Annotated in this window: 18 protein-coding genes; 9 read left to right on the top strand and 9 right to left on the bottom strand. The window is 47.5% G+C overall.

Features of this window, described 5'->3' with window-relative positions:
- The first annotated feature begins 78 nt into the window (after positions 1-78).
- The 8 genes from HHL16_RS10490 (at position 79) to HHL16_RS10455 (ending at position 5,020) form a co-directional block, all read left to right on the top strand.
- A complete protein-coding gene (locus tag HHL16_RS10490; RefSeq protein ID WP_169425164.1) occupies positions 79-834 on the top strand; it encodes an SDR family oxidoreductase in 756 nt (251 codons plus the stop codon).
- A 213-nt stretch (positions 835-1,047) separates the two neighbouring features.
- Complete coding sequence (locus tag HHL16_RS10485; protein WP_169425163.1) at positions 1,048-1,245, top strand: hypothetical protein; 198 nt, start codon at positions 1,048-1,050, stop codon at positions 1,243-1,245.
- 43 nt (positions 1,246-1,288) lie between these two features.
- A complete protein-coding gene (locus HHL16_RS10480; RefSeq protein WP_169425162.1) occupies positions 1,289-1,600 on the top strand; it encodes a phosphoribosylpyrophosphate synthetase in 312 nt (103 codons plus the stop codon).
- Between the two features lie 23 nt (positions 1,601-1,623).
- Complete coding sequence (locus tag HHL16_RS10475) at positions 1,624-2,610, top strand: alpha/beta hydrolase (RefSeq protein ID WP_169425161.1); 987 nt, start codon at positions 1,624-1,626, stop codon at positions 2,608-2,610.
- Positions 2,611-2,724: 114 nt separating this feature from the next.
- Positions 2,725-3,495 (top strand): alpha/beta hydrolase, encoded by a 771-nt coding sequence (locus tag HHL16_RS10470; RefSeq protein WP_169425160.1) that lies wholly within the window; start codon positions 2,725-2,727, stop codon positions 3,493-3,495.
- 66 nt (positions 3,496-3,561) lie between these two features.
- On the top strand, positions 3,562-3,909 hold the full coding sequence (locus HHL16_RS10465) for a YciI family protein (protein WP_169425159.1): 348 nt from the start codon (positions 3,562-3,564) through the stop codon (positions 3,907-3,909).
- A gap of 92 nt (positions 3,910-4,001) precedes the next feature.
- Positions 4,002-4,478 (top strand): redoxin domain-containing protein, encoded by a 477-nt coding sequence (locus HHL16_RS10460; protein WP_169425158.1) that lies wholly within the window; start codon positions 4,002-4,004, stop codon positions 4,476-4,478.
- Positions 4,475-5,020 carry a thioredoxin domain-containing protein gene (locus HHL16_RS10455; RefSeq protein ID WP_169425157.1) on the top strand — a complete coding sequence of 182 codons (546 nt, stop codon included), beginning with the start codon at positions 4,475-4,477 and terminating at the stop codon, positions 5,018-5,020. Before HHL16_RS10460 ends, HHL16_RS10455 begins: the two co-directional genes overlap by 4 nt.
- A gap of 79 nt (positions 5,021-5,099) precedes the next feature.
- On the opposite strand, the gene HHL16_RS10450 is transcribed toward HHL16_RS10455, so the two are convergent.
- The 9 genes from HHL16_RS10450 to HHL16_RS10410 all read right to left on the bottom strand — a co-directional run bounded on the left by HHL16_RS10450 (position 5,100) and on the right by HHL16_RS10410 (position 13,061).
- On the bottom strand, positions 5,100-6,110 hold the full coding sequence (locus HHL16_RS10450; protein ID WP_169425156.1) for a hypothetical protein: 1,011 nt from the start codon (positions 6,108-6,110) through the stop codon (positions 5,100-5,102).
- Between the two features lie 75 nt (positions 6,111-6,185).
- Positions 6,186-6,740, bottom strand: a complete 555-nt coding sequence (locus tag HHL16_RS10445; RefSeq protein WP_169425155.1) for an HAD family hydrolase — start codon at positions 6,738-6,740, stop codon at positions 6,186-6,188.
- 2 nt (positions 6,741-6,742) lie between these two features.
- The gene (locus HHL16_RS10440; RefSeq protein ID WP_206022369.1) at positions 6,743-7,447 is read right to left on the bottom strand and encodes a nucleotidyltransferase family protein; all 705 of its coding nucleotides are present in this window, start codon (positions 7,445-7,447) and stop codon (positions 6,743-6,745) included.
- The gene (locus HHL16_RS10435; protein WP_169425154.1) at positions 7,444-8,025 is read right to left on the bottom strand and encodes a D-sedoheptulose 7-phosphate isomerase; all 582 of its coding nucleotides are present in this window, start codon (positions 8,023-8,025) and stop codon (positions 7,444-7,446) included. Before HHL16_RS10435 ends, HHL16_RS10440 begins: the two co-directional genes overlap by 4 nt.
- A gap of 21 nt (positions 8,026-8,046) precedes the next feature.
- Positions 8,047-9,069 (bottom strand): dehydrogenase, encoded by a 1,023-nt coding sequence (locus HHL16_RS10430; protein ID WP_169425153.1) that lies wholly within the window; start codon positions 9,067-9,069, stop codon positions 8,047-8,049.
- Positions 9,066-10,214 (bottom strand): glycosyltransferase, encoded by a 1,149-nt coding sequence (locus HHL16_RS10425; protein WP_169425152.1) that lies wholly within the window; start codon positions 10,212-10,214, stop codon positions 9,066-9,068. The genes HHL16_RS10430 and HHL16_RS10425 overlap by 4 nt, the downstream gene beginning before the upstream one ends.
- Positions 10,214-11,158, bottom strand: coding sequence for a glycosyltransferase family 2 protein (locus HHL16_RS10420; RefSeq protein ID WP_169425151.1), 945 nt, complete (start codon positions 11,156-11,158; stop codon positions 10,214-10,216). The genes HHL16_RS10425 and HHL16_RS10420 overlap by 1 nt, the downstream gene beginning before the upstream one ends.
- A gap of 32 nt (positions 11,159-11,190) precedes the next feature.
- The gene (locus HHL16_RS10415) at positions 11,191-11,778 is read right to left on the bottom strand and encodes a DUF4199 domain-containing protein (RefSeq protein WP_169425150.1); all 588 of its coding nucleotides are present in this window, start codon (positions 11,776-11,778) and stop codon (positions 11,191-11,193) included.
- Between the two features lie 11 nt (positions 11,779-11,789).
- Positions 11,790-13,061: a dihydroorotase gene (locus tag HHL16_RS10410; protein ID WP_169425149.1), complete on the bottom strand. Its 1,272-nt coding sequence runs from the start codon at positions 13,059-13,061 to the stop codon at positions 11,790-11,792.
- 967 nt (positions 13,062-14,028) lie between these two features.
- Here HHL16_RS10410 and HHL16_RS10405 point away from each other — a divergent pair.
- Positions 14,029-15,156: an acyltransferase gene (locus HHL16_RS10405; RefSeq protein ID WP_277349370.1), complete on the top strand. Its 1,128-nt coding sequence runs from the start codon at positions 14,029-14,031 to the stop codon at positions 15,154-15,156.
- Positions 15,157-15,224 lie beyond the last annotated feature (68 nt).

The raw sequence follows: 15,224 nt of genomic DNA, 5'->3' as shown, positions 1-15,224 counted from the left end.
ATCTGATTATCAATACTTTGATTTTTTGGCATCGGGTTAGCCTATATGCTGGCATCAAACCGTTTAAAAAATCAAATTATGAAAATCGTAGTAATCGGAGGCACTGGCCTTATCGGAAGCAAGGTGGTTGATCAACTTCGCCAGCAAGGGCATCAGGTAATTGCCGCTTCTCCCAACACGGGTATCAATACCATTACGGGCGAAGGACTAGCCGAAGCCATGCAGGGCACCAATATTGTAATCGACCTTGCCAATTCTCCTTCTTTTGAAGACAATGCAGTGATGGAGTTTTTCCAGACGGCCGGCCGCAATCTGCTCGCAGCAGAGATCAACGCAGGAGTAAAACATCACGTTGCACTTAGCATTGTTGGAGTAGACGATATGCAGAACATCGGTTACATGCGCGCCAAACAGGCACAGGAAAACCTCATCAAAGCATCAGGAGTACCGTTCACCATTGTACGCAGCACCCAATTTTTCGAGTTCATTGCAGGCATCGCCAATCAGGCAGCAGATGGCAATGAAGTACATCTCTCCGATGTAGAGTTTCAGCCGATTGCAGCGGATGATGTAGCAGGCTATGTAGCCCGCTTTGCATTGAACGCACCCCTCAACGGTCGTGTTGAAATAGCAGGACCAGAGCGTTTCAAAATGTATGAAATCGTAGACCGTTATCTGCAACATGCAAAAGATCCACGGAAAGTAATTCCCAACGGAAAGCCAGTATACTTCGGTGGAGAAGTTAGCCACTCGGCGCTGGTACCTGCGGGTAAAGCAGAGCTGGGCGCTATCGACTTTGAAAAGTGGTGGAGCAATCAACCGCAGAAAGCCTGATAACATCGATCTGCCACCTGTTGAAACGAAGATGACGGGTGTCAGCTTGCCGGGGCGGTTGTAATGGGAGTGCACTTTCCACCCGTTCGTGCACAGGGATACCCCTACGCCGGCGTAATGATCCTTACGAAAACCGGTCAACAACACGGCAAGTCAACAGGAAGCAGATCGATCTTTTTTCCAACATCATTTTCAACTATTCAATTAAACACCATGCATCTTCCATTCTTCCATTTGCATAACGATCAGCTGGAAAGCAGTCCTGATCAGCATCCTGTGGTTCACACAGAACCGGCACACAATACCTCCGAAGGCAGCGAATTTCTCGACGACGCTATCCGCATGCACGAACAGCCACTCATGTATACCGAAGTAAGTGTGTCGGCCGGCGGTCCGGTTGACCTGTTGTAATCATCAATAAAAAACCATTCCTCACCTGATCAAATCAAACAAAATGAGAAACTACGAATCACTTGTCGATGCCTTGGACGACCTCAGAAAAAGGGGCTACGATGCCGACTTCGAACCACAGTCGAATTGCCTTTACTGCAACAACCTCGATCTCCGCCTGTACGAAGAAGAGTTCCAGGTAGATGAAGTGTATCGCTTCGAAGGCGATTCCAGTGCAGACGACAGCTCGGTTGTATATGCACTTACATCTACCACAGGCGTAAGAGGCACCATCGTGGATGGATTCGGAGCATCCGCCGGCAATATCGATTTCGATATGGCAAGAAAACTCCACGGCCATTCCATTCCCAACTGATCCATCATTCAACCAACCATACCATGCTACAATCAAACAAAAACATCAAAGCTGCGGAAGATCCGCACATATTCAAAGAGGTAAGGGAGTTCCTGAAACTGCTGAATGCAGGAAACGGAAAACCCATCGAACAACTGAGTGTCGCAGAAGCACGCAAAGTGCTGGTGGATGCACAAAACTCCGCAGACGTAGATTACTCAGGCATTGAAGAAACGCAGCGGTCCATTATGCAGAATGGAGAAACGGTGAACATCCATATCATAAAACCCATTGGTTCGAAACCCGGAGCGCCTGTATTTGTGTATGTTCACGGAGGAGGATGGGTGCTGGGAGATTATCCAACACACAGACGCCTGGTGCGCGATCTGGTAATCGGAAGCGGCGCAGTTGCAGTGTTCCCCGATTATACACCATCGCCTGAAGCCCGCTTTCCTGTTGCTATCGATCAGATCTACGCTACTGTAAAATGGGTTGCTGAACATGGTGATGAAATAGGAGTAGACGGCAGCAACCTCGCCGTAGCAGGCAATAGCGTAGGAGGGAATATGACAGCAGCGGTTGCACTGATGGCCAAAGAAAAAAAGGGACCGGCCATTAAATTGCAGGTGCTTCTCTGGCCTGTTACCGATGCGAACTTTGAGACCGGCTCCTACATTGATTTTGCAGAAGAGAGATTTCTTACAAAAAACATGATGCGATGGTTCTGGGATAATTACTTGCCCGATACCAATGCACGCAATAATATGTACGCATCGCCCTTGCAGGCAACTGCAGCACAATTGCAGGGACTTCCTCCTGCACTTATTCAGACAGCAGAAAACGATGTGCTGCGCGATGAAGGAGAAGCCTATGCACGCAAACTGAACGAAGCAGGCGTGGAAGTAACACTTACCAGACATGCAGGACTTATCCATGATTATGGTTTGCTGAATCCTCTGGCTCATATTCCTTCTGTACAAACAGCGCTGCTGCATGCTGCAGCCAGCATCCGCAAAGCGCTCGGCCAATAGAGCTTCCGGTCTTTACAACATCATCATAATTAATCAGGGGGTTTACAGCTATCCACTTCCTTCTCAGGAAATGGAAACGGCTACCCATTTCCATAACCGGTAAAACATACCATCATGACACTCAAACAAATTATCACAACAGTAATTTTTATGTCAACCACTTTACTTTCTCAGGCACAAAAAACACCTTCCATCACCACTCCCAAAGGAGTGAAGAATGTGGTGCTGGTTCACGGAGCATTTGCAGACGGCAGCAGCTGGTCGAAGGTAATTCCTTTGTTGCAGGCAAAAGGCCTTCATGTAATAGCAGTGCAGAATCCGCTGATCTCTTTCGATGAAGATGTAGCAGCAACAAAACGCGCCATTGCGCAGATGGATGGTCCGGTTTTGCTTGCAGGGCATTCATATGGCGGCATGGTGATCTCCGAAGCAGGTAAAGATCCCAAAGTTGCAGGCCTGCTCTATGTTGCAGCCCTTGTTCCGGAAGAGGGTCAGAATGTAAATGATGTAAACGCAGCTATGCCACCTACGGCTGTGGGTCCTGAAATCTTACTCAGCAATGGATTCTTATCACTCTCTCCAAAAGCAGTGAATGAATTCTTTGCACAGGACGCCACACCGGCAGAAAGAAAAATCATTTACGTAGTGCAAACGCCCTGGGCTGTTTCTGCAACACAGCAGAAAGTGTACAGTCCAGCATGGCAAACCAAACCTTCCTGGTCTGTGATTGCAGCCAGGGATGGAATGATCAATCCGGATCTGCAACGCTTCAAGGCAAAACTCATCAAAGCCAATTCCATCGAACTCAGTTCGGGTCATGTTCCGATGGTGACCATGCCGCAAAAAGTTGCTGCCTTCATACTCGATGCAGCCGCCCAATTATAAGCCGCTGATTCCATCAGCACATATCAACTGACATTCTGATTATAAAAACCATAAAATCAAATTCAAATGCAGGAATTCTTAATCGCTATCCACAGAGACCTCACCAGCAAACATCCAAGCCCATCTCCCGATCAAATGAAACTGGCTATGAAGCCTTATCAGGACTGGATTGCAGGCATTGCAGCACAAGACAAACTGGTAGCGCCTCCCAAAAGATGGGACCTCGATGGCAGAGTGGTGAGCACAGCCAAAAAGATCCACGAAGGGCCGTATGCAGAAGGCACCATTTCAATTGGCGGCCTCTTTCTCATCAGAGCCAAAGACTATGATGAAGCAGTAGAGATTGCGAAGGGATGCCCCATTATTCAATATGGAGCCATTGTTGAAGTTCGCATGGCAATCCCCGCAGCATAATCGGTCGGGCTGGCTGAATGCCTCTGATGCAGATCAAAGGCATTCGGCTCAGCAACCGACATCCTCCTTTCAAAAAAATTAAAGCAATTGCCATGTTACCAACAGGAAGTACCGCTCCCGACTTTGAATTATTCTCCACACCAGACCAGTTGTTGAAATTATCCGAGCTGAAGGGCCGCAAAGTAATACTTGCATTTTATCCCGCAGACTGGAGCCCTGTGTGCGACGATCAGATGAATCTGTACAACGAAATGGGGAAGTTCTTTTCCCGACACAACGCCCAGCTGATCGGCATTTCGGTAGACAGCAAATGGTGCCATCTCGCATTCGGAGAGAACAACAAATTCAGTTTTCCGCTGCTGTCAGATTTTGAGCCTAAAGGTGAAGTAGCCAGATCATACGAAGTGTACGACGAGAAAAACGGCCAATGCCAGCGCGCGCTGTATGTGATCGACGAAGCCGGCATCATTCGCTGGAGCTATCTTTCGCCTGTTGGTATCAATCCCGGCGCAGATGGCATACTCAATGCTCTCGAAGAATTAGATAACGTTAAATCAATACAATTATGACACAGTTATTATATCCTGTAAACAGCGCCGACAATATCGAAGGCAATGCCAGTGCTCCGATAGAGCTGGTGGAGTATGGCGATTATGAATGTCCTTACTGCGGACGTGCTTATCCGATCGTAAAAGAGATTCAGAAGCAGCTGGGGGCAGATCTGAAATTTGTGTTCAGGAATTTTCCGCTGAAGAGGATCCATCCGCACGCATTTGCAGCGGCGCTGGCAACAGAGGCAGCTGCGCAACAGGACAAATTCTGGCAAATGCACGATATCATTTTCGAGAATCAAAAGTCGCTGGAGTCAGAAGATATTTTCTTTTTCGCCAAAGAGCTTGGCCTCGATATTCAAAGCTTCGAGAACGATATGCAAGATCCTTCACTGATACGCAAAGTGGAGCACGACTTTGAAACCGGCATCAGAAGCGGCGTTAACAGAACTCCTACATTTTTCATCAACGGAGAGAAATATGAAGGCGAATGGGGCAATCATGAACTGCTGCAATTTCTGCTGAACAAATTGTCAGCAATTGGCCCCAAAGTTTATTAGCAGTGCCGTAAGCATGGCCATAAAAAAAGTGTCTCCAGGTTCTTTGCAAACACAGGAGACACATTTTTATGAGGAATACTTATGGTTTCTTTTTCTTCTCTGCATCTTTCTTCGCTTTCTGAGCGCGCTCGTAGTTGCGGCGACTGGCTTCTTCCAAAGCCTTCTCGTCTGCTTTTCCATCTTCGCCGAGAATCATGGCCGGTCTTGGGAATTCGCCGTTCTTCAGTTTTTGCGTGAACTGTTTTGTTTCATGGATCCAACGTCCTTTCTCCCATTTGAAGGCTTCGTAATCGCCATCAGGAACGTAGGTTGATTTTCTGGCTGGCTCATCCGATTCCGAGATCAGGTGATCAACAATGATGAGATCGAGGTCTGCATCGTAATTGAGATATGCTTTCGCTTCTTTCTTGTACTCAATGCTGAAACGGTTTACAGCAGCGCGTTTGGCAGTATCGCGTTCGAAGCTGAATTTGGTGGCGCCGAATACAGGTTCGCCTGCTGCATCGAAAGAAAGTACATCGATCCATTTCTTGTTGCTGGCAACACTGAAATCGTCGAAGCCAAGCAGCGTGTAATATTTCTTGCCCTGATTTTCTTTCTGAATGATCTTATAGTAAATGGCACCGATCCAGTTGAATCGGTTCCTTACAGAGTCGTTGGGATTTTTGGTGAACATGCTCGCATCGAAAAGCGGATAGAGCTTCAGCTTTCCGTTGGTAGTGCGCATCTGAATGGCGCCTTTCTGCATGATCACGTATTCATCTTTTTTCAGCTGCCAGGTGAAAATGCGGAAGCTGCTGTCCGGTGAATAAAGCTTTGAGATATTCAGTGAATCGAAAGGGTAGTAGAATGAGTTCGGACTCTGCAATGCGCGCACGAATGTGCGCGTAAAGAGGCTGTCGCTGCGGAAGCGGTCTGCAGCTTCGGGAGCGAGTACCATGTTCACGGAAAATTTCTGCATGCTGTCCTCCTTCAGTTTGAGAGCGGCTTTTTCTGAAGCCGGAATCTTCTGAGCTGAAACAGTCACTGGCAGTAATGCTGCTGTGAGAATAATAACAAGAGAGAAAATGATACTGCGCTGTTGGTTCATAATGATGCTTTTCCGTTGCGGCAAAGGTACGATCCTTCGTCCGATGAATGCAAACGATAAAGCATATGGAAAATTTTATGCCAACTGCAAAGATTTTGCAAAATCGGGGAGGCCGTCGAAAGCCAGGTCGATGCTGGGATCGGGGCCCTGTTCCGGATGGGTATTGCGCACAAAAACGGTGTGCATGCCTGCATTGCGGCCGAAGCCCATATCACTGAGGCGGTTACCTACGATGATGCTGCGGTGGAGGTCGATCTCCGGAAAGTCTTTTTGTGCGCTGAAAGCCATACCGGGATTGGGTTTCCGGCTGGGGTCGGACTTGTCCACGGCAGGGCAGTAGTAGATCTTGTCGATCCGGCCACCGGCCTGCTGAATGGCAGACATCATTTTAGAATGGATATCGTGAAGATCTGCGTCGGTCATCAGTCCACGGCCAATGCCACGCTGATTGGTTACCATGATGATCTTTCCGAACAACGGATTGAGTATGCGCATGGCTTCGAGCACGCCATCATAAAATACAAACTCGTCGAAGTTGTAGATATAGTCTTCTTCCTTTTCGTGATTGATCACTCCGTCTCGGTCGAGGAAAAGTGTCCAGCTTGTATCGATGCGTTGCAGATCGAGCATAACTAAAAAACCTTGTTTTGGAACTCCTGGATGGCGCGTTCAAAGTCGGCAGGGATGCCGATATCGATGAAATAACCATCCTGTACCTGACCATACATCGGTAAGGTGCTGTAATATTTTTCGAGGTAATCTTTTTCGAATGAAAACTTTTCCGGCAGATCCAAAGCCAGAAAGCTCGGTACATGCAAGGCATATACACCACCATTGATCAGTCCGCTTTCATAGAATTGTTTCTCGCGGAAACTTTCGATGCGTTGATCGGCCCGAAGCCCCACTACTCCATACCGGTCGAATTGCTCCATGGGCTTGAGTGTAAGCGTGCAAACACTTTCCTCCATTTCGTGAAACACAGACAGTTTGGAAACATCCACTGTAAAAATGGTATCGCCATTCAATACGAGCACATCTTCACAGACAGTTTGTTCGCAGGCTTTGAGAATGGCTCCTCCTGTTCCCAACGGTTCGTCTTCAATGGAAATGGCTGTTTCGAGGTCTGGATATTCAATGGCCATAAACTGTTCGATCTCTTCGTGCATGTAGCCGAGGGCCAGCACAAATCGTTCGACGCCTTGTTTTTGGTAGTAATCGATTACCCATGCCAGAAATGGACGGCCCGCAACAGGAGCCATGCATTTGGGAAGATCGGGCACCGCGCTGCGAAGCCTGGTGCCTAATCCGCCTGCGAGGATGATGCATTCTTTTATCATGCTTCGCTGAAATATTTTTCTTCTACCAGCTGGCAGTAAATATGTCCAAGAAGGATATGGCTTTCCTGAATACGTGGTGTGTCTGTTGAAGGAACATTGAGCAGGTAATCGCTCAGGTCTTTCATCTTGCCACCTGTTTCGCCGGTGAAGCCGATAGTGGTTACGCCTTTCTCACGCGCCACTTCAAATGCTTTAACGATGTTGGCGGAATTGCCGGAAGTAGACAATCCGATCAGCACATCTCCTTTGTTGCAGATGCCGCGTACCAGACGCGCATACACTACATCGTAGCTGTAATCGTTGGCTACTGCGGTGAGGTAAGATGTGTTCACGTGCAGGGCTTCTGCAGGCAGTGCTTCGCGGTCTGTGTAGAAGCGGCCGGAGAATTCTGCTGCGAGGTGCTGAGCATCTGCTGCGCTGCCGCCATTGCCACAGAAATACACGCGGTTGCCGTTCTTCAGGGCCTGTACGGTGAGATTGGTGATGTCTTCCACTGCTTTCAGCAATGCTGTATTCTGCAGCACTTTGTTCTTTACTGCTACAGATTCTGAAATGATATTCCTGATCTTATTCTGCATACAATATTTTTTCTGTTGATACTAGATGGTCCAGGTAGTGAGACCGTGTTTTACAAACTGATATTGTTTAACATAACCGCCGAATCCGCTGAGCGCTTCAGCTACGGCGTATTTGGTGGTACCCGGACAGTAAAAAGTCATGAATCCGCCGCCGCCTGCTCCGGAGATCTTGCCACCGGTAGCGCCTGCTTTGCGGGCGGTGTTGTAAATATCGTCCATCAGGCTGTTGGAAATGCCTTCAGCCATCTGCTTTTTCTGCTGGAATCCAAAATCGAGGATTTGTCCAACTTCGTGCACACGACCTTTCAGCAGCGCTTCTTTCATCATCTGCGCCTGTGCTTTCAGTTGGTGCATCGCTTCGATGCTGGCGCCTTTTTTATCGGTTACGTTCTTGCTTTGTTTCTCGATGATCTTTGCACTTTCGCGGCTGGTGCTGGTGTAGTACAGCAGCAGGTTGTTTTCCAGCTCGAACAGGTATTGCTGTTTGATGCGGAGCGGATTTACGATCACTTTTTCATCGGCATAGAATTCCATGAAGTTCACGCCTCCGAAAGTAGCAGCATACTGATCCTGACGGCCACCTGCCATCTTGAGATCCTGACGCTCGATCTCATAAGCGAGATGTGCAATATCGTATTCACCCAATGGCAGTCGAAGCATTTCGGCAAATGCGCCGATGATGGCCACCACAAGGGTAGAGGAAGTGCCTAAGCCGGAACCGGCGGGTGCATCAACATAGGTGCTGAGGCGGAATCCGGTTTCGGGCATGCCGTAATCCCGCTGGATGCGATTGTACACACCTGCGAGCAGATCGAGTTTGCCCTGCAGCACTAACTGTTTGTCGTAGTCGAAAACAACTTCTTCTTTTCTGTCGAGCGCCTCGAAGATGATCTTTTTCTCCTGAAGCGGTTCAATATTGGCATAGGCGTACAGCGATACAGTGGCATTGAGAATGGCGCCATTGTACAGATCGCAGTATGGACTAACATCAGTTCCGCCGCCGGCCAGGCCAATACGCAACGGAGCTTTGCTTCTGTAGATCATGATTTATTATTGGTTGGTAGAGCTGCAATGTCTGTGATATTATTCACCAGCACCTGCCAGCTGTATTTTTGTTTTTCAGTACGCAAATGAGGCAGAAAATATTGTTCTCCCTTATCGAAATATTCGCTGATGGCCGCTGCGATGGAAGCAGGATTGGGTTCGCACACCAGTCCGACCTTATCGTGGGGAACCAGGTCGGGCAATCCTCCTACATTGGTTACGATCATGGGCGCTTCAAAATGATAGGCCAATGGCGTAACGCCGCTCTGCGTGGCATTTCTGTAAGGTTGTACCACCACATCTGCCGCGCAAAGGTAATACTTCACTTCGCTGTCGGGAATGAATTGTGTGCGCATGATCAGCACATCGGCAATGCCGAGCTGGCTGATCAGTTTATTGTATTCGGCTTCATCTTCGTAATATTCTCCTGCTACGAGCAGGCGGATGGGGCGGGGATCTTTTTTCACCAGCTGCATGGCTTCGAGCAGTATGTCGAGCCCCTTGTATTTTCTGATGAATCCGAAGAAGAGTACGATCAGTTCGTTATCCTTCAGCCTGAGATGCGCTCTGGCAGCGGATTTGGGGATGGGATCGCCAAACGTATCGTACAGCGGATGTTTCGCCTGAATGGCTGGTTTGTCTGTTACGAATTTGCGGAGATCGGTCATCACTTTATCGCTCATGGTCACAAAAGCATCACATGCTTTGAGAAAGTAGCGCGTGAAAGGTGTATCGCCGGGGCGTTTTTCGTGCGGGATCACATTGTCGGTGATGGCCACCACTTTGGTATGTCCGTTTTTCTTAGCTCTTCTGAGAATGGTGCCGAGAGCAGGACCGATCAGCGGAAGCCAGAATCTAACAACAATGAGATCTGGTTTGAGACGATTCAGTTCGTTACCCACCTGAAGCCAGTTGAGCGGATGAATTGAATTGATCACAGAATAGATCTCGATGCCTTCAGGAGCGGGCTCCGTGGTATATTGAGAAGTTCCGGGAAATAAGAAAGATGGATAGAGCAGCGAGAAGGAATAGATACAGCAATCATAACCTTCTTCTTTGAACTGTTTGCACAAACGATGATCAAAAGTGCTGAGTCCGCCACGAAGCGGGTGGGCGGGACCTATGATAACAACTTGCTTTGCCATTATTCAATTCCCAGTTTCTGTTCAATCAGGTAATGGTTTCTGCCAGGAGCGTTCCGGGAGATGAGCTCGCCGAGAAATCCTGCCAGGAAGAGTTGGGTACCAATCACCATGCTGGTGAGCGCTACGTAGAAAGAAGGCCTGTTGGTGAGGCTGTTGTTCATGTCGTAGATCTTGATGCCTAACAGGTACAGCACAATCAGAAAACCTACCATGAAAAACAGGCTGCCCAGCAGTCCGAAGAAGTGCATGGGGCGTTTGCCGTACTTGCTTACGAACATGATGCTCGCGAGATCGAGAAAACCGTTCACGAACCTTTCCCATCCGAATTTGGTGGTGCCGTATTTGCGGGCACGGTGTTCCACTACTTTCTCGCCGATCTTGCGGAAGCCGGCCCATTTGGCCAGCACGGGAATGTAGCGGTGCATCTCTCCATATACTTCAATGCTCTTGACTACTTTGCCACGGTAAGATTTGAGGCCGCAGTTGAAATCGTGCAGCTGAATCTTTGAAGCGCGGCGGGTGGCCCAGTTGAAGAATTTGGAAGGGATGTTTTTGGTGAGGGTGTTGTCGAAACGTTTTTTCTTCCATCCGCTGATCATATCGAAACCGTCTTCGATGATCATTCGGCGGAGTTCGGGGATTTCGTCGGGACTATCCTGCAGATCGGCATCCATGGTGATCACCACATCGCCCTGAGCGGCTTTGAAGCCTTCGTTGAGGGCGGCAGATTTGCCATAGTTGCGCTGAAAGCGGATTCCTTTGATATGAGGATTGGCAGCACGGAGCTCTTCCACTACTTTCCAGGAATTGTCTGTGCTGCCATCGTCGATCAGGATTATCTCGTAGGTAAACCCGTTCGCATCAACCACGCGTTTGATCCAGGCACAGAGTTCTGGCAGGGACTCATCTTCATTAAAAAGGGGCACTACGAGCGAAAGATCCATATAAGATATCGTCTTTGTTTATCGTAAAGGTTTTAGATGCGCTGTCTGGGTGCATCACCTTCGTTGTTGAATAATTTTGATTCATCGAAAGCCGGTTTGTTCTTTTTTACAATAGCGGCAACGATGAGGGCAATAAGAAAAGACACAATGCACATCATACCAAATCCGAGGAAAAGGTTTTTGATGGAGTAGCTGTCTGTGCTGCTCATGCTTTGCAGGGTTTTCTCGATCTCAGATTCAGGAGCACCGAATTTGCGAAGCAGGGCTTCTGTTTTTTCGATGGTCAGCTGTGTGAGGGAGTCCCTGAAAGAGGTGTCAATATAGTTTAATAATACGTAATTGAAAATCGTCTGAAGCAGGAAGGCCAGCACAAATACCGTGAACACTGTTTTGAGCGCAGCGCCAAAAGGGAGGTATCCGCCATTGAGTTGCTTTTGTTTGGTAGCGGCCAGTACAGCAACAGTGATGATAATGGCGTAGCCAAGCAGGCCGAGCATCATATTGCCGAATGCCTTAACACCAGCGAGGTACAGGCAAAGGGTGAAAACAATCATGGCCAGGCCACCGATGGTGCCATACAGAAGGCCTGTGTTGGAAGTCTTTACGGTTTGTGAAGTCATCACTGAAGGTTTTAAAGTGAAGTTATAAATGCCTGTTGTCCGTTTATCATTCCCAGCACTTTACCTGGTAAAGTCATGCCGATATAGGCTGAGTTTTTAGATCGTGACCGGAAGAAGGCTTCGTTTACAATAGTTTGTGCCGCCGGATCGAAAATTGTTACATGGGCGGGCGCATCTTTTTGTATAACGGCTTCGGGTAAACCAAACAGTTTCCGGGGGTTGGTGCTGAGGAGCTCCACCCAACGGGTTTCGGATACTTCGGGCATGGCCAGTTTCAGGGCTGCGTAGCAGGTTTCGAGACCGGTCATGCCGTATTTGGCGTATTCAAATTCCAGCACTTTGCTGTCGTATTCATGGGGGCGGTGGTGCGATGTGATGCAGTCGATAGTTCCATCGATGACGGCACTGCGGAGGATATCGCGCTCGGTCTTAGGACGCAGGTGCGGATAAACTTTCAGGTTGCTGTCGTATCCTTTCATCAGGTCTTCGTCGGTGAAGAGCAGGTGGTAAGGCGTTACGGAACAGGTAACCGGCAGACCGGCTTCTTTGGCTCTGCGGATATATTCCAGCGAGCGGGGAGAAGTTACACCGGTAAAATGGAGTCTCGACTCTGCATAACGTGCCAGCTTGATATCGCGGGCTACGAGCAGTTCCTCGGCCATCATGGGTTTGCCGGGCAAACCGAGACGGGTAGAAACGATGCCTTCGTGCACGAGGCCGTTAGGTCCAACACTGGTGTCGTCGGGGATCTGAATCACAATGCCATCGAAGGCTTTCACGTACTGCAGCGCTTTGAGCATAACGCCTGAGCTCTGCACAGGGTGAATGCCATCGCTGAAAGCGAGGGCGCCTGCATGGCGCATATCGTACATCTCGGCGAGTTCCTTTCCTTCAGCGCCTTTTGAAATGGCGCCGATGGGATGCACGTTTACGGGCAGTGAGGAGCTTTTGCCTTTGATGTAAGTAACCTGAGTTTTATTGTCGATCACCGGTTTTGTATTGGGGATTACCAATACATCGGTGAATCCACCTGCAGCAGCGGCTGCAGCACCGGTTTCCAGGGTTTCTTTGAACTCGTAGCCGGGATCTCCGAAATGGGCGAAAATATCCACCCAGCCCGATGATACGTGGAGATTGGTACCGGAAATGGTACGGTCAGCCTGCGCATCGATGCGTGGTTGAATATCCTTAATAATGCCTGATTCGATTAAAATATCCTGCCTTGTGCCCTGGTGAGGTGATAGTGGATCAGTAACGGTAGCTTGTTGTATGAGAAACTTCATTGAAGAAAAAGTTGAGCGAAGATAAGGTTTTAGGAGATAATTGGGGATGGATGGGAAAAAAATCGTTGATATACAGGTTTTTGACAGCTACTTCCGTCGCTGTATGGTCGGTGTATTGAGCCTGAATAGAAGCTGTATCGGCGCTGCATCCATATGGAGAAGTCGGGGATAAGCGCGGGAGAACAGGCGGTAACTACGGTGAAAGGTCGGATAGATTACTATATCCGGACAAAAGAAAACGGTGAGGCAGGGGCAAAAAAATGGCCGGTAGTATAAACTACTGGCCTGTTTTAGCTCTGAAACCTTAACGAAACTAGTTTAAGATGTGTGGAGAATTTCTCCGGCATCCTTTCGCTGTGAACTTTGCGTGGTTTTAAGAAAGACCGGTAGTAAAAACTACCGGCCCGATTTAGCCCTGAAGTCCTAGCGAAAAATATCTTTATGATGAAGAACAGGTGCATAGATTAACTACACAACGTTCTTTAAGAACTTGCAATAATTGAATTCGGAATGATCTGTGATTAGTGGACTACGGAGACCACTATGATACCCAAAAACAGAAAGGTTGAATAATCAAAAATTAACCAAGAGTGCTAAAATCAGTAACCTGCCAAGAGACTGCGATTTGTACGAATCGCACGATAAGGGCTTAATTAGAAGGTTGGAATAATGTTGCGTTGTATGCTTATTCAAATATACGTATAGTTTGATATGTGATCCAAAAAAAAGTTAAAAAAAGAGGTTGATTTTCAAAAGATTTTTCCGGCTGTGGAAGTTTATGTAAAGGGGCAGGCGGGAAGGTTTAACACAACGGCCACCACCTTGCGCATGCGAATTGTTGCATGCAGTTTTTAGCAACGACATCTGTATAAGTCAGCACCCACTTTATCAGGTTCCGGTATCACTTAATTTATATAGTTTTACTTTTCATCATCACTGATTAATCTATCAATACACCAGCAAGCAAATGGTTGAAATAGTCCGGGAGATTACCTTTAATAAAAACAGCACTGAAGCTTCTCACAGGAACTATGGTTTGGATATTGCACGATGCTGCGCCGTATTGATTGTATTTTTGGCACATACCCTCACTAACCTGTACTCCGCTTCCATTCCTTATTTATGGTATGCCACTTTCCTGGGCGTAGAGTTGTTTTTTTCGCTCAGTGGCTTTCTGATCGGAGGAATGCTGATAGATCTGTTTAACCGGTTTCCGGATAACTTATCATTGAAACATATCGGTAACTTCTGGGCTCGCCGCTGGTTCAGAACCTTACCTCTTTACTTTATTCTTTATTTTATTTATCTCATCGTTTATAACTGCTGGATCAGTCCGGTTGCTATCGACTGGAAGTATCTTTTCTTTCTTCAAAACCTCAGCAGTCCGCCACCCGCATTCTTCGGCGAGTCGTGGAGTCTGGGTATCGAAGAATGGTCTTATCTGTCGATTCCCTTATTGTTGTTTGCTGCTTATCTGTGCAGAAAAACATTCGGGCTCTCAACGAGGATGGGTTTCTATTATGTTCAGGTAGCATTACTGATAATTATCATACAGATAATTATCAGGCTGTACAATCCTGATTGTACTTCATGGGGATGCATAGCAGTGTTCCGCAGGTTCGATGCTGTTGCTTATGGATTAATCGCTGCGTATGTGCATAAAATGAAATTCCTCCAGGCGAAGTTTGCATCGAAAATCAGTCTTGCAGCAGGCATTATTTTGTGCTTCGCAGCCGGAGTGATCAAAGTAAAGATCCCTAACAGCACGTATTGGTCTCAATTGTATTTTCCGGTGAATGGCAGCGGCACTGCGTTGATCATAATCGGACTTTATTACACCCGGTTTACAAAGCGATATGCAGTGATAACATTTATCAGCATGATCTCCTATTCTATTTATCTGATACATCTGAGCGGAGTAATCATTCCGTTGAAAAAAATTACGGCAGGAACTTTTATGGAAGGAACATTCATGCTTTGTGTGATTTCAGTGGTTCTGTCCATCGCTCTTGCTGCACTTTCTTATAAAATAATTGAGCAGCCGTTTCTGAGGATGAGAGACAGGTGGATTCCCGCGTATAATGGTAAAAAATAATAATTACCAATCTGATATTGACTACATGCAAAACTTCAGATTTGAAAAGTAAAATCAGAAGACTTTGA

The sequence above is a fragment of the Pseudoflavitalea sp. G-6-1-2 genome (genome assembly GCF_012927185.1).
GTDB lineage: Bacteria > Bacteroidota > Bacteroidia > Chitinophagales > Chitinophagaceae > Pseudobacter.
Note: the sequence above shows the minus strand (reverse complement) of the source record. Positions and strands in the feature narration are given on the sequence as shown.